Origin of the sequence: Halalkalibacter oceani (assembly GCF_023715605.1) — a bacterium.
GTDB classification, from domain to species: domain Bacteria; phylum Bacillota; class Bacilli; order Bacillales; family Bacillaceae_D; genus Halalkalibacter; species Halalkalibacter oceani.
This window is the reverse complement of the sequence record NZ_JAMBOL010000001.1, coordinates 252,462-266,448: the sequence shown is the minus strand read 5'-3', so window position 1 is coordinate 266,448 and position 13,987 is coordinate 252,462. Positions and strand designations below refer to the sequence as shown.

Genomic DNA, 13,987 nt, shown 5'->3' with positions numbered 1-13,987 from the left:
AAGCCCGATGGAAAGGTTCTGCTTTCCATCGGGCTTGTAACGTTCCGCCGTACATCACTCCGGAAACTTACTCGGGGAAGAAAGCTGCCGGAGTTTTTCCTTCAGCATCGAATGGCGGAGCACCTCATCCTTTTCCGTAATCGCCGCATACATCGTCCGTAATTCCCCGCACAGCAATAAAAACTGCTTCGCCCGCGTAATCCCTGTATATAACAGGTTGCGCCGCAGCATCCGTGAGTAGCTGCGGACGACAGGCATGACAACGATTGGAAATTCACTTCCTTGCGACTTATGGATCGAGCAGCAATACGCATGCGTAATCTGGTTAAGATCTTTTTTCGGATACACGACCTCTGTTCCATCAAAGGAAATAACAAGCTGGTCCTGGCGTTCTGCATTTTCCTTCGCGTAAAAAATCGCGACAATTTCTCCCCTGTCACCGTTATAGACGTTTTCGTCCGGGTTATTGACGAGCTGGAGGACAATGTCACCGGTGCGGTAGACGACCTCGCCAAAGCGAAGCTCACGCCTTTGTTCCGTCGCCGGATTGAACAGCTCCTGCAGCATGACATTTAACGCCGAGATACCGGCGGGCCCTTTATACATCGGGGCAAGCACCTGAATGTCTTTCGGCGTATAGCCCTTTTTCAGCGCATTTCCGCAAATTTGAGCGACAACATGCTGAACTTGATCGCTGCGGCACGGAAAAAAGCGGCGATCCGGCTGCGGTTCAGGGAGATTGGAAGGCATCTTTCCTTTTTTCATCTCATGAGCAAGCTCGATGATCGAAGAGCCTTCCGCCTGACGGTAAATATCGGTTAACGGGACGGTCGGAATCATTCCGGAATCAAGGAAGTCGCGCAGCACCTGCCCCGGCCCGACGGATGGCAGCTGATCCTGATCGCCGACCAAAATGACCTGCATTCCTTTCGGCACGGCCTTTAACAATTGATTCATTAACCAAATATCGACCATTGAGCTTTCGTCAACGATGAGCAGCTCCCCTTCAAGCGGCTCGTCATCGCCTTTTTCAAAGCCTTGCCCGCCCTTCCAGCCGAGCAGCCGGTGAATCGTCGTGGCAGGCAGCTCGGTTGCTTCACTCATCCGTTTCGCTGCCCTTCCCGTCGGCGCGACAAGTAAGATCGGGAACGGATTGCCTTTCGTATACGCGCTTGGCTCAAGCGCCAGGCCATGCAGACGGCCATACAGCTCAACAATCCCTTTGATCACCGTCGTCTTTCCTGTTCCCGGCCCCCCTGTCAAAATCATGAACGGGGAGGATAAAGCAGTTTGAATCGCTGTTTTTTGCGAGGGGGCATATTCAATCTTCATCTCTTCTTCAAGCTGACCGAGCGCCTTCAAAAACTCGGCCTCCGGAAATTCATCCTTGCTGTCTTCACTTAAGAGCTTGCGCACGCTTGTGACAATCCCTTTTTCAGCGAAATAAAGCGACTTTAAATAAAGCCGGTCTTCCTCTTCCACTATATGTCCTTCTTCATCCATCACGAGCAGCTGTTCAGCAATCTCTTCAGCTGAGATTTGGCAGTCATATGAGGAAAGAAGACGGCTCGCCTCTTCACATAGTGTCTCCTTTTTCAAAAAAACATGCCCTTCCTGCAAACAAAGCTCCTGAAGCAAAAACAAACAGCCGGCACGAATCCGCTCTGGATGATTGCCCGTTAAGCCGATTGCCGCGCCAAGCTGATCGGCGCGGCGAAAGCCGATTCCTTCGACATCCGTGATCAATTGATATGGATTTGTCCGAATAATATCAAGGGCCTGCAGTCCATAAGCCTGATAAACCTTCATGGACAGCTCGACGCCAAAGCCATGCTCGGAAAGCGTCATCAATACTTGCTCCACACCTTGCTGATCAATCAGCTGACTGTACAAAGCATCAGCCTTCTCTTTTGACAGCTTCGGAATTTGATTGAGAGACGCGCGGTCTTCGACAATCTTTGTAATCGCCCGCTCACCGAGTATTTCGACAATCGCCTGCGCCGTCTTCTCGCCGACACCTGGAAAACGGCTGCTCGACAAATACTGAATAATGCCATGCTTCGTTTGCGGCAAGTCGCGCCGGAATTGGTCGACCTGGTATTGGAGGCCGAACTTCGGATGCTCTGTCAGCGAACCGAAAAACAAAAACGTCTCCTCCACTTCCAGCTTCGGCAAAAGGCCGACCACGGTCACTTTCTTTTCCTTTATCTCTTCATTCGTAGCTTGAATCTGAATATAGGCGACTGTATAATGATTTTCTTCATTCTGAAAGACAATGTGGGAAACCGTTCCTTTTATGTAGCCCTTCTCAACCTGGCCATGTTCCTCCGTCACGATCGCTCACCCTAACCCAAGTGCCTTTTCAATCGTCTTCTTCCCATTGGCGGCAAGAGCATGATCCGGCTGAATAGCAAGCGCGCGTGTAAATGCCTCAAGCGCGTCCGTCGTCCGGTCATGATAGGCGTACGCCACTCCAAGATTGAAATAAGCATCGGCGTGCTGTTCATCTCGCTCCACAACCTGCTCAAGCTCGTCAATCGCTTCATCAATATATTCAAGCTGTGCGAGACAAAGCCCGTACTGAAACCGTCCTTCGACATCATCCGGCGCCAGCTCGACGGTTCTCTTGAACGAAGCAAGCGCGTGCGGCAACGCTCCAAGCTGATAATAGCTCATCCCGAGCATGAAATGGACATCACTTTCATCAAGCTTGGCGATAATGGCCTGCTTGAACATTTTTGCCGCTTCTTCAAACTGATCCTGCTTGTAATAAATCGTCCCCGCGCCATAATAAGCGGTCGCCGCCGTTTCATCCAAGCCGATCGCTTTGTCAAAAAAGGTTAACGCCCGTTCATATTCCCCGACAACACCGAGCAAATTGCCGAAATTAATAAAGCCGGTCGGGTCATGAGGATTTTCTTCAATCGCATCATTAAACATCTTCGCCGCTTCTTCATACTTGCGCTCATTCATATAGGCAATTCCTTGTTCATTCAAGCTCATCTTCCAACCTCCTCCTAACGATAAGAAAAACGCCACAGCATCTTTTCTTAGAAGCGGTGTGCGGAGCCGTTATCATCGTTTTATGGGTGACTGAAAACAGGGCTCTTTCAGCCATCCGCGAACAAACGCGAAGCCGACGCCCTGCCCTCAAATCATCTCTGAAGAAATATCCGCTGTTTTCTTTCTCTTCGGTCTCACCACTTTTTTATTACTTGATCAATCGTTCCTCCGCCGAGGCAAACCTCGCCATCATAGAGGACAACAGCCTGACCAGGTGTAATCGCCCGTTGCCGCTCATGGAAATAAACCTTCGCCGTGCCATCCGCCCGCGGATAGACCGTCACCTTTTGATCAGGCTGACGATAACGGAACTTAGCCGTACAGACGATTTCCTCCTGCAACGGCTCTTTTGAAATCCAATTCATGCCTATTGCTTCAAGGCCCTCTGAATAAAGCCCTTCATGGTGGAAGCCTTGGCCGACAATGAGCACGTTCCGCTCAAGATCCTTGCCGATGACAAACCACGGCTCTCCTGAACCGCCGATACCAAGCCCTTGCCGCTGACCGAGCGTATAATACATCAACCCGTCATGATGACCTTTTACCTCGCCATCCACGGTTTGCATTTCCCCGCGCTGGGCTGGCAGGAATTCACTTAAAAACTCTTTAAAGTTGCGTTCCCCGATAAAGCAAATGCCGGTACTGTCTTTTTTCGTCGCCGTCGCCAGCTCCGCATCAAGTGCTTTTTGCCGGACATCGCTTTTCGGCATATCGCCGATCGGAAACATCGTTTTTGAAAGCTGCTTTTGCGAAAGAGCATTCAGAAAATAGGTTTGATCTTTGTTATCATCGACGCCGCGCAGCAGGTGGAATTCCCCATTTTGTTCCTCGACGCGAGCATAATGTCCGGTTGCGACATAATCCGCGCCAAGGCTCATTGCATGATTCAAAAAGGCCTTGAACTTAATTTCTTTATTGCACATCACATCGGGATTCGGTGTTCTTCCCGCTTTGTATTCGTCGAGAAAATAAGTGAACACTTTATCCCAATATTGTTTTTCAAAATTAACTGCATAATAGGGAATGCCGATTTGATTGCAGACGCGGATCACATCCTCGTAATCCTCCGTCGCCGTACAAAACCCGCTTTCATCGGTATCGTCCCAGTTTTTCATAAAAATGCCAATGACGTCATAGCCTTGCTCTTTTAATAGAAGCGCGGTCACAGAGGAATCGACGCCACCTGACATCCCGACAACAACCCGCGTATCCTCCGGTCTTTTTTTCATCTTATTCACCACCTTTGTCTCTAGCTGATAAACTCCTGCTGCTGTTTTAATCGATTTACTATTTTTGCGGTCTCCTCGGCAACATACTTGATTTGCTCTTCTGTATTGTCAAAGCCGAAGCTAAAGCGCACCGCCGCCTGCGATCTCTCGCTATTCTCACCGAACATCGCGACAAGAACGTGGGACGCCTCAACCGAACCGGCCGTACATGCTGAGCCGCTTGAGGCGGAAATGCCGGCCATATCCAAATTCATCAATAACGATTCAAGATTAACGCCAGGGAAGCTAATGTTGACAATATGCGGCAAGCGCTCCGTCTGATGGCCGTTCACATAAAAATCAACTTGTTTTTCCGTCCACGTATCAAGCAGTGTATGGGTAAAACGCTGATACTTGTCGTGCCGTTCTTTGATGGTAGCATTGGAAATCTGCAATGCTTTGGCAAAGCCGACGATCGAGGCGACATTTTCCGTGCCGGCCCGGCGTTTCCGTTCCTGCTCCCCGCCATAGAGCAACGGACGTAACGTAAGTCCGTTCTTTATATAAAGCAGGCCGATTCCTTTCGGGCCATTCAGTTTATGAGCTGAAATCGAAAGCATATCAACAGGTAGCTCTGCGATCTTTACTTCGAGCGCGCCGCAGGCTTGTACCGCATCTGTATGAAAAACAGCCTGGTGATCCTTGAGCAGTTCCCCAATTTCCACGATTGGCTGGACTGTACCGACTTCATTGTTGCCATACATAATTGTCACAAGGATTGTGTCATCACGCAAAGCCGCTTCGATATCCTTCGGGTTCACCTGTCCGTATTCATCAACCTTGACGTACGTCACGTCATAGCCGCGTTCTTCCAGCTCTTTACAGGCATGCAGGACGGCATGATGCTCAATCTGTGAAGTAATGATATGCTTGCCTTTGTCGGCATGTTCAAGCGCATAGCCAAGAATAGCCATGTTATCGGCTTCCGTTCCTCCACTTGTGAACACGAGCGTCTGCTCCTTAACTGCAAGAGCGGCGGCTATTTGAGCCCGGGCCTGATCAAGCCCCTGACGCGCCTGTCTGCCACGCTGATGAATGCTTGACGGATTCCCATAATTCGATTGCAAATACGGCAGCATCGCGTCAAGCACTTCAGGATGAAGCGGAGACGTAGCGGCATGGTCCACATACACCATTTCCACCTTTATTCACCTTCTTTATTGTTCTCGAGCTGTCTGCGACAGCTTTTTTATATTGCAGCGGCTTCGTCCTGCGCACGCATGAAGGGAGAAAAGCGTTCCCTTCTTGCTTTACAACCTTTGCGCAGACTACGCTCGCTGCTTCGGAGCTGTCTGCGACAGCCTTTTTATATTGCAGCGGCTTCGCTCTGCGCACGCATGAAGGGAGAAAAGCGTTCCCTTCTTGCTTTACAACCTTTGCGCAGACTACGCTCGCTGCTTCGGAGCTGTCTGCGACAGCTCCTTAAATATAAAACATATAGTATTCTTGTTCGCCGTCGTCTTCGTAGGTTGCGAGGTCGTGGAGGGTTGTGTGGTCGAGTACGTCTTTTACGGCGTCACGGATTTTGATCCAGAGGTTGCGCTTCGCCGGTTCCTCATCATCCAATACCTCAACCGGGCTGATCGGCCCTTCGAGTACGCGGATAATATCTCCCGCCGTAATTTCTTTCGCGTCTTTCGCCAGCATGTATCCTCCGTAAGCACCACGAACGCTTTTTACAAGCATCGCATTGCGCAATGGCGCAATTAATTGCTCTAAATAATGCTCGGAAAGATCATATTCCTTGGCAATCGATTTTAACGAGACAGGTCCTTCACCTGATTTTTTTGCTAATGCCATCATAATGGTGAGACCGTAACGTCCCTTCGTTGAAATTTTCATGTCTTGTCCCTCTTTCTATGATAAAGTCAACTAAGTTATGGCATTGGCGCAGAGTATATCCTACCACGGACGCCAATCCCAAAGCAAAGAAGCCGCTTCTGCCTTACAGAATCCTCCGGGCGGCAGCTCTCTGCATCCCGAAGTACTCCTCCTCTTACCGTTCATCTTCCATCTCATACGATACTAAGTCTTTGCTATTATAGCACGAAAAAACACAACGTTTATAGTTGAACGGAAAATGAATCCGAATAGTTGGCTTTTCCCAACAGTTCGATTACACTTGTGGGTAGGACAAATCCGCAAAAAAGAAGGAGGAATTTGCATGAAGCGACAACCGCTCGCCTACAGAATGCGTCCTCAAAAAATTGAAGATCTGATCGGCCAAAGGCATCTGATCGGGGAAGGCCAACTCCTGAAACGGATGGTCGATGCGGACCGGCTCTCTTCGATGATTTTATATGGCCCGCCAGGAATCGGAAAGACGTCAATCGCCCATGCGATTTCCGGTTCAACGGGTACGCCGGCAAAAATGCTCAACGCGGTCGTTAATAATAAAAAGGATATGGAAATCGCCGTCGCTGAAGCGAAAATGCACGGTCAGCTCATTTTGATTTTAGATGAAGTTCATCGTTTAGATAAAGCAAAGCAGGACTTTCTCCTGCCGCATCTTGAGAAGGGGCTGATCATCCTGATCGGTGCGACGACCGCAAATCCATTCCATTCGATCAACCCGGCGATCCGCAGCCGCTGTCAAATTTTTGAGCTTGAGCGCCTGAAGGTGGAGGATATTGAGCTTGCCCTTCGACGGGCATTAAAGGACGAGGAGCGCGGACTTGGAAAAGAAAAGGTGTCGATTGCCGATGAGGCCATCCGCCATCTTGCTGAGGCATGCGGGGGTGACGTTCGTTCAGCTTTGAACGCCCTTGAGCTTGCCGTCCTCTCCACGTATCCGGATGCTGACGGAATGAAGAACATCACACTGAAAACCGCTGAAGCGAGCATTCAAAAAAAGAGCTTTCAGCATGATAAAGATGGAGACGCCCATTATGATGTGCTTTCTGCTTTTCAAAAGTCGATCAGAGGAAGCGACGTCAATGCCGCTCTCCATTATTTAGGACGACTGCTTGAAGCCGGCGACTTGATCAGCATTGGCCGCAGATTGCTTGTCATTGCGTATGAAGATGTTGGCCTCGCCAGTCCTCAGGCCGGCGCCCGGACGCTCGCCGCGATCGAAGCGGCTGAACGGCTTGGCTTGCCCGAAGCCCGGATCCCGCTTGCGAACGCTGTGGTCGAGCTTTGCCTGTCACCTAAATCAAACTCGGCCTATGTTGCTATTGATGCCGCACTTGCCGATATCCGCAAAGGAAAAATCGGCGACGTGCCAAAGCATTTGCAGGATGCGCATTACCAAGGGGCAAAGCAGCTCGGCCGCGGCCAGACCTACAAATACCCGCATGATTACGAGCACGGCTGGGTCGAGCAGCAATACTTGCCTTCCGTGTTAAAACAAGCCCGCTACTATGAACCGAAGCAGACGAGCAAATTTGAACAAACGCTCGCCGACGTTTACGAGCGCCTGCAAAAGCGATAAGTTTAGCCTCCCAACCAAAAAAAGATGTGCCACTGCGGCACACCTTTCAGCCTGTCGACAAAGTCTCGCAAAAGCGAGACGGTCGACAGGCTTTTTTGGTAGAAGGATTTGTCACGATCCTGAGCTTCGAACCCGCTCCCGTGAGTACAGCTCCAATCCGAGTGTGGGTCAGAACTGTCCTCGAAACAAATTCCATGCAGGCGATGCTTGGTTTTGCTGCCATGTACCCGGAAAACCATACGAAAAATGCAACTACTGTATTTACCTGAATGTCGAGCGGATGAAATAGACGGAGACTCAAAAAGCAACGGTGAGACCCCACAGGGCGGTAGCCCGAGGAGGCTCACCAGCTTCCCGCGGAAAGCGAAGTCTATTTCAGGAGCGACGGATTCCCCTCTCTTTTCATTTGTTCGGAATAGTCCTATAGAAAATACGTTTGACCCAGCTGCGTTTTGCGAGACTTCGCACACCGCTTACTGAAGAGGGGTATCCCCTCTTCCTTACCAAGCCGTCCAGCCGCCGTCGACCATCACGGTGTGGCCTGTTACGAAATTAGAGGCGGGGCTGGCGAGGTAGACGACCGCTCCGACGACGTCTTCCGGGGTGCCAATTCGCTTAATTGGTGTCCGGTATAAGACATCCTCACGAAATTCATCATTGGAAAACAGCTTTTCCGTCAATGGCGTCAGCAAATAGTTCGGACCGACGGCATTGACGTTTATGCCGTACTCCGCCCAATCGATCGCCAGCACTCGCGTCAAGTTGACGATGCCGGCCTTGCTTGAGCAATAAGCCGCCCGCTCATAAAAGCCGACGACTCCATTAATCGAAGCGATATTGACGATCTTCCCGCCTCCATGCTCCTTCATCACCTTAGCGACCTCCTGGCTCGTAAAGAAGGTACCTTTTAAATTCACATCGTGGACTTTATCCCAGTCCTCTTCCGTGACTTCGAGCGAAGGCTTGCGGATAATAATGCCGGCATTGTTGACGAGAATATCAATCCGACCAAAATGAGCTTCCGCTTCGCTGACCATTTGGCGAATTGTCTCAAGCTTTGTTACATCAAGCGTCGCAACGAGCGCCTGCTGTCCGAGTTTTTCAATTTCAGCAGCGGTTTCCCGCGCCGCTTCCTCCTTGCCCGGCAATTCCGTGACGACGATGCTGGCACCGCTTTCCGCCAGCCCGAGGGCAATCGTTTTTCCAATTCCCGAGCCGCTGCCCGTCACAATCGCCACTTTGTTCGTTAAATCAAAGCTACTAAGTACCATCTTCTTTTCCTCCATTTCATTCAGTCATCTACTAGCTTCTCCATCAATCGCCAAATTTCCTCCCTGAGAGAATGATAGAAAAACGCAGCACGAGCCGCATGTATGCGCTTATTTCACTTTTGCGGCTTTTCGAGAATACTAGTGTGAATCAGGACACAACCGACAACGACTTCGGATAGTTGCTTTTAAAACCAAGCGAAATGTTTCCACATTGGTTCGAGCTCTATCATCCTTGTATAAAACAAAGGATTTCTGGAAATGATTTGTAGCAAGACGTTTTTAGTGATAAAAAAAGGAGATGAACAGAATGAAAGTTAGACAAGATGCCTGGTCGCATGAAGATGATGTATTGCTTGCTGAAACCGTTTTGACCCATATTCGGGAAGGAAGCACACAGCTGCGCGCATTTGATGAAGTGGGAGATGAATTAAACCGGACGTCGGCCGCTTGCGGATTCCGCTGGAATGCGGTCGTTCGAAATCGCTATATAAAAGAGATCGCAGAAGCGAAAAAGGAAAGAAAAGAACGGAAACGGGCCGCTTCCTTTTCTTATTATCCGCCTGTGCGGACGATGTGGAACCCTGCGCCCCCATCCCAACCGGCCGGTTCACTAGATAGCGAGATGTCGCTCGAGAAAGTGATTGATTACTTGCAGACGCTGACCCACACCAATCAGGAAACGGCTGCCCTGCAGAAAAAAATTGAACGTTTGCAGCAGGAGAATGAGAAGCTGCAGGAACGGAATCAGGAGCTGGAAAAAGAGCTTCAGAAAATGAAACAGGATAGTAGTATTATTGAAGAGGATTATCAATCTCTTATTCAAATTATGAATCGGGCAAGAAGAATGGCCCTGCTTGAGGAGGAAGAAGGGTTACCGGCTTCCACGTTCAAAATGGATAAGAACGGTAATCTGGAAAGAGTGGCAAAATAATTTTCTTTAGAACAGCAAGTAAGTCTGCGCCATGCCGGCCGAGGCTCGTGCGCAGAACGAACCTGCTGTTTTTTTGCTTTAGCGGTTAATCTCAATCCCGTCCAGAAGGCGGGTAATCACATGACCTGCCATAATAAGCCCGGCGACAGACGGAACGAACGCGTTGGAGGAAGGTGGCATCTTCGCTTTACGGATCGGGCCTTGTTCAGCCGCTTCCGGCACAATTTCCTTGCGGATGTCCTCTCTAATCTTGATCGGCTGCTCGTCGGAAAAGACAACCTCAATTCCTTTGCGAATCCCGTCTTTCCTCAGCTTCGTCCGAATGACCTTCGCAATCGGATCATAGCTCGTTTTAGAAATATCTGCAATTCGCAGTCGGGTCGGATCCATTTTATTCGCCGCTCCCATACTGGAAATAATCGGAATGTTTCGTTCGAGACATTGTTTCATTAAGTGAATCTTATAAGAAATCGTATCACTCGCATCGATTACATAATCAAGTCCATACTCAAAAAACTGCTGATACGTCTCCTCTGTGTAAAACATCTTTAAGGCGATCACTTCACAATCGGGGTTGATATCTTTAATACGCTCTTCCATTAATTCAACCTTCGGACGGCCGACCGTGGAAAGCAGCGCGTGTATTTGCCTGTTCACATTTGTAATATCAACATCATCCTTATCGACAAGGACGAGGCGGCCTACGCCTGAGCGGGCTAAAGCTTCCGCCGAGAAAGACCCGACCCCTCCAATGCCGAGCACGGCTACCGTGCTTCCTTTCAGCACCTCCAGCCCGTCATGGCCGATAGCCAATTCATTTCGAGAAAACTGATGTAGCATGTCATTACTCCTTCCGTCTCACTAGCAAACGTTTATCGAAAATGACTATACCACAGCAAAATGCGGAAGCGCAAGGCTGCCTTGGCATTTGGCAACCGAACAATCGACAGCAGATCGACCTGCTGTCGCTCGTTGAACTAACCGGCAAGCCGGTGGATTTCAACCTGCCCTTCCCTCCTGCAGGAGTCGACCCTCCCATCCCGTCCGCTTTTTTTAGTGGGACCAAATAAAGACAGGTATTCAGTTTTTTTATCATATAAGTGGTCCAACGCCACATGGCAGGATGCGTTGGACGATCCTGAAGGACACGAAAAAAATTCCATGCAGACGATGCTTGTTTTTGCTGCCATGAATCTGAAAAAAACTGACCAACGTGGCACTGGAGGAATACCACACCGACAGGACTATCTCCGGAAAATCAAGTCTCAAAGCCGTTTTGTCTGATGAGCTTGAGACAAAACTAGCTTTGGATCTACTGGCAATGGCTTCACACGCCACAAGGCCGTTGTGAGAAACCCACTCACAACGGCCTTTAAAAGATCGTGGCGGTACCGCTCATTGCTTAAAGGCTGTGACAAAAGGTAAAAAAAACAACCTTTTGTCACAGCCTCTTGTTCGGATATTCATAGTTGAAATACTTATGTCCCTTCCTTCTTACACAAAGAAGATGCCTCAAAAGGTTTCAAACGCTTTTGAGGCATCTTCCGCACCATTCCTATGTAGAGTAAGAATCCCGAAAATGCCGTTTGATCCTTTAGCTTTGAACCTGCGTCGGCAGGTGGGTGCCATGTGCTTACCTTTTTACGTCCTTGCAGACAAGGCATGTAATCCAGTACTCAACGGTGGCTCCCGTTCAAAAAGTGTTGGCTCAAAACAGTCAGTCTTCACGTACATCTCAGGACTCTTACCGATTTAATGATATCTTAGCAAGATCTTAACACTCTGTCAATATAATTTCAGAATTTTCCACAAATGAATCATTTGGACGATTTTCATTCCTGTGGTAAAGTGATAGATAGCCTATATGTTTAAGAAAGGAAACTGGTGACCTTATGACTCTTCTTGCCGTTCAGCGCTGCATTGAAGTCCGCCAGGAAATTGGCTGGACAGAAAAACGCATTGTTGAGACATCTTTTGATATGAAGCTATTTGAGGATCAGATCACCGTCAAAAATGATACGTTCCCCCTGACCTCCGTATTTGATATTTCATTCCGCAAAAAACCGGACAAAGACGCATTCGGCTTTCTCTATTTGCATACAAGCCAGGGCGTGCGCACCTTTTATATTAAAGAAGAGCCGAAACAGCTCGTTCAAGCTTATCAACAATTAAAGGCTGAGCGACCTGAGCTGCGTTAATGCAGCCCGGGTGCCCAGCCTTTTTTCCTTTTACTTACACATTGACCTTTTCAGCTTTTTGACCGATGACAGATAAATTCAAGTCAATCAGTTGTTCAACGCTTACTTCTCCCGGCGCCTCTGTTAAAAGACAGCTCGCGCTTGCTGTTTTCGGGAAAGCAATCGTGTCACGTAAATTCGTCCGACCGGCAAGCAGCATAATCAATCGGTCGAGACCGAGTGCTATTCCGCCATGCGGTGGTGTTCCGTATTCAAAAGCATTTAGAAGGAAGCCGAATTGCTCCTGCGCTTCCTCCTTTGAGAAACCGAGCGCATGAAACATTTGCTCCTGAATGTCACGCTTATAAATCCGCTGGGAACCTCCACCAAGCTCATAGCCGTTTAACACTAAATCGTAAGCGTCCGCACGTACGCTGTCTGGATCGCTCGCCAGCAGCTCGAGATCCTCTTTCTTCGGACTTGTGAACGGATGATGCAGGGCGACATAGCGTTTCGCTTCTTCATCATATTCGACCAATGGGAAATCAACGACCCAGAGGAAATTGAATTGCGATGAATCAATTAAATCAAACTGCTTGCCGAATTTTAAGCGGAGAGCGCCTAAGCTGTCAAACACAACCTGCTTTTTATCTGCCCCGAAGAATAAAAGATCTCCCGGTTCGGCTCCCATCGCCTCACGCAAAGCCTGTTCAAGCTCGCCTTCAAAAAACTTGGCAATCGGTCCTTTCAGGCCGTCTTCTTCGACCTTGAGCCAGGCAAGACCTTTTGCTCCATATTGTTTCACGAAATCTGTTAACGCATCAATCTCTTTACGGGACAGCTTGTCTGCTCCCCCTTTCAGATTAAGGCCTTTTACGATTCCACCGGCAGCAAGCGCCCCTTGGAATACTTTAAACGGAGAATCCTTGACGATCTCTGACAACTCAACAAGTTCCATATCAAAGCGCAGATCAGGCTTGTCCGAGCCAAAACGGTTCATCGCTTCTTCATATGTTAAACGCGGGAATGGCAATGTCAGCTCGACATTCTTTGTTTCCTTAAGAATGCGGGCCATCATCTGCTCTGTCATCGCCAGCAAATCTTCTTTGTCCATGAAGGATGTCTCAATATCAACCTGAGTAAACTCCGGCTGACGGTCGGCGCGCAAATCTTCATCGCGGAAGCAGCGGACAATTTGATAATAACGTTCAAACCCGGAAACCATCAGCAATTGCTTGAACAGTTGCGGAGATTGCGGCAATGCGTAAAACTTGCCGTGATGAACCCGGCTTGGCACTAAATAATCACGCGCTCCTTCAGGCGTGCTCTTCGTCAGCATCGGCGTTTCGATTTCCATAAAAGCAGCTTCGTCCAGGAAGTCACGGATCAGTTTCGTTGCCTTATGACGCAGCTTGAATGTCTCCTGCATGTCAGGACGACGCAGGTCGAGATAACGGTATTTTAAGCGGACATCCTCTGAAGCCTCCGTATCCGCTTCAATTTGAAACGGGAGCGCTTTAGCGGCATTGAGAATGTCCACCTTATGAGCCTGAACTTCAATCGTCCCTGTTTCGATTTTCTCATTGACTGTATTAGGATCACGCTCTACAACGGTGCCTTCAATATCAATGACATACTCGCTGCGAATTCGCTCGGCCGTCTCAAGGGCGCCCTTGTCCACTTCCGGACTGAACACGACCTGGACAATGCCGGAACGGTCACGAACATCAAGAAAAATCACCTGGCCTAAATCGCGTCTCGTCTGAACCCAGCCTTTCAGCTGAACCTTTTCACCTACATGCTCGGGGCGAAGCTCGCCACAATGATGTGTTCTTCCAATCATC

General features: G+C 49.2%; 11 protein-coding genes and 1 other RNA gene. 3 read left to right on the top strand and 9 right to left on the bottom strand.

All coding sequences use genetic code 11. The annotated features are described in order from the left end of the window. Nucleotides 1–54 precede the first annotated feature (54 nt). From recD2 to cymR, 5 genes are all read right to left on the bottom strand, one after another. A complete protein-coding gene (gene recD2 / locus M3202_RS01300) occupies nucleotides 55–2,334 on the bottom strand; it encodes an SF1B family DNA helicase RecD2 (RefSeq protein ID WP_251221565.1) in 2,280 nt (759 codons plus the stop codon). A gap of 6 nt (nucleotides 2,335–2,340) precedes the next feature. Next, nucleotides 2,341–3,003: a tetratricopeptide repeat protein gene (locus M3202_RS01295; protein WP_251221564.1), complete on the bottom strand. Its 663-nt coding sequence runs from the start codon at nucleotides 3,001–3,003 to the stop codon at nucleotides 2,341–2,343. A gap of 194 nt (nucleotides 3,004–3,197) precedes the next feature. After that, nucleotides 3,198–4,301 carry a tRNA 2-thiouridine(34) synthase MnmA gene (mnmA, locus tag M3202_RS01290; protein ID WP_349775592.1) on the bottom strand — a complete coding sequence of 368 codons (1,104 nt, stop codon included), beginning with the start codon at nucleotides 4,299–4,301 and terminating at the stop codon, nucleotides 3,198–3,200. Between the two features lie 11 nt (nucleotides 4,302–4,312). Then, entirely contained in the window at nucleotides 4,313–5,473 is a 1,161-nt protein-coding gene (locus M3202_RS01285; protein ID WP_251221562.1) for a cysteine desulfurase family protein, read from the bottom strand. Nucleotides 5,474–5,753: 280 nt separating this feature from the next. Beyond that, nucleotides 5,754–6,173 carry a cysteine metabolism transcriptional regulator CymR gene (gene cymR / locus M3202_RS01280; RefSeq protein WP_251195010.1) on the bottom strand — a complete coding sequence of 140 codons (420 nt, stop codon included), beginning with the start codon at nucleotides 6,171–6,173 and terminating at the stop codon, nucleotides 5,754–5,756. Nucleotides 6,174–6,495: 322 nt separating this feature from the next. On the opposite strand from cymR, the gene M3202_RS01275 reads away from it, so the two are divergent. Beyond that, a complete protein-coding gene (locus M3202_RS01275) occupies nucleotides 6,496–7,764 on the top strand; it encodes a replication-associated recombination protein A (RefSeq protein WP_251221561.1) in 1,269 nt (422 codons plus the stop codon). Nucleotides 7,765–8,264: 500 nt separating this feature from the next. Here M3202_RS01275 and M3202_RS01270 read toward each other — a convergent pair whose 3' ends face one another. Then, nucleotides 8,265–9,035, bottom strand: coding sequence for an SDR family NAD(P)-dependent oxidoreductase (locus M3202_RS01270; RefSeq protein ID WP_251221560.1), 771 nt, complete (start codon nucleotides 9,033–9,035; stop codon nucleotides 8,265–8,267). A 307-nt stretch (nucleotides 9,036–9,342) separates the two neighbouring features. Between M3202_RS01270 and M3202_RS01265 the strand changes: the two genes are divergently transcribed. Next, entirely contained in the window at nucleotides 9,343–9,966 is a 624-nt protein-coding gene (locus M3202_RS01265) for an RsfA family transcriptional regulator (protein ID WP_251221559.1), read from the top strand. A 78-nt stretch (nucleotides 9,967–10,044) separates the two neighbouring features. Here M3202_RS01265 and M3202_RS01260 read toward each other — a convergent pair whose 3' ends face one another. Both M3202_RS01260 and ssrS read right to left on the bottom strand, forming a co-directional pair. Then, on the bottom strand, nucleotides 10,045–10,806 hold the full coding sequence (locus M3202_RS01260; RefSeq protein ID WP_251221558.1) for a tRNA threonylcarbamoyladenosine dehydratase: 762 nt from the start codon (nucleotides 10,804–10,806) through the stop codon (nucleotides 10,045–10,047). Nucleotides 10,807–11,532: 726 nt separating this feature from the next. Beyond that, nucleotides 11,533–11,711: non-coding RNA, 6S RNA (ssrS, locus tag M3202_RS01255), on the bottom strand. Nucleotides 11,712–11,858: 147 nt separating this feature from the next. Here ssrS and M3202_RS01250 point away from each other — a divergent pair. Next, nucleotides 11,859–12,164, top strand: coding sequence for a hypothetical protein (locus tag M3202_RS01250; RefSeq protein ID WP_251221557.1), 306 nt, complete (start codon nucleotides 11,859–11,861; stop codon nucleotides 12,162–12,164). A gap of 34 nt (nucleotides 12,165–12,198) precedes the next feature. On the opposite strand, the gene aspS is transcribed toward M3202_RS01250, so the two are convergent. Beyond that, nucleotides 12,199–13,986 (bottom strand): aspartate--tRNA ligase, encoded by a 1,788-nt coding sequence (gene aspS, locus M3202_RS01245; RefSeq protein WP_251221556.1) that lies wholly within the window; start codon nucleotides 13,984–13,986, stop codon nucleotides 12,199–12,201. Nucleotide 13,987: the final 1 nt, after the last annotated feature.

Bases quoted from the DNA above. Each gene is read 5' to 3' on its own strand.
- cymR (WP_251195010.1), bottom strand. From the start codon at position 6,173: ATGAAAATTTCAACGAAGGGACGTTACGGTCTCACCATTATGATGGCA.
- M3202_RS01265 (WP_251221559.1), top strand. From the start codon at position 9,343: ATGAAAGTTAGACAAGATGCCTGGTCGCATGAAGATGATGTATTGCTT.
- M3202_RS01270 (WP_251221560.1), bottom strand. From the start codon at position 9,035: ATGGTACTTAGTAGCTTTGATTTAACGAACAAAGTGGCGATTGTGACG.
- M3202_RS01275 (WP_251221561.1), top strand. From the start codon at position 6,496: ATGAAGCGACAACCGCTCGCCTACAGAATGCGTCCTCAAAAAATTGAA.
- M3202_RS01295 (WP_251221564.1), bottom strand. From the start codon at position 3,003: ATGAGCTTGAATGAACAAGGAATTGCCTATATGAATGAGCGCAAGTAT.
- M3202_RS01260 (WP_251221558.1), bottom strand. From the start codon at position 10,806: ATGCTACATCAGTTTTCTCGAAATGAATTGGCTATCGGCCATGACGGG.
- aspS (WP_251221556.1), bottom strand. From the start codon at position 13,986: ATGATTGGAAGAACACATCATTGTGGCGAGCTTCGCCCCGAGCATGTA.
- M3202_RS01250 (WP_251221557.1), top strand. From the start codon at position 11,859: ATGACTCTTCTTGCCGTTCAGCGCTGCATTGAAGTCCGCCAGGAAATT.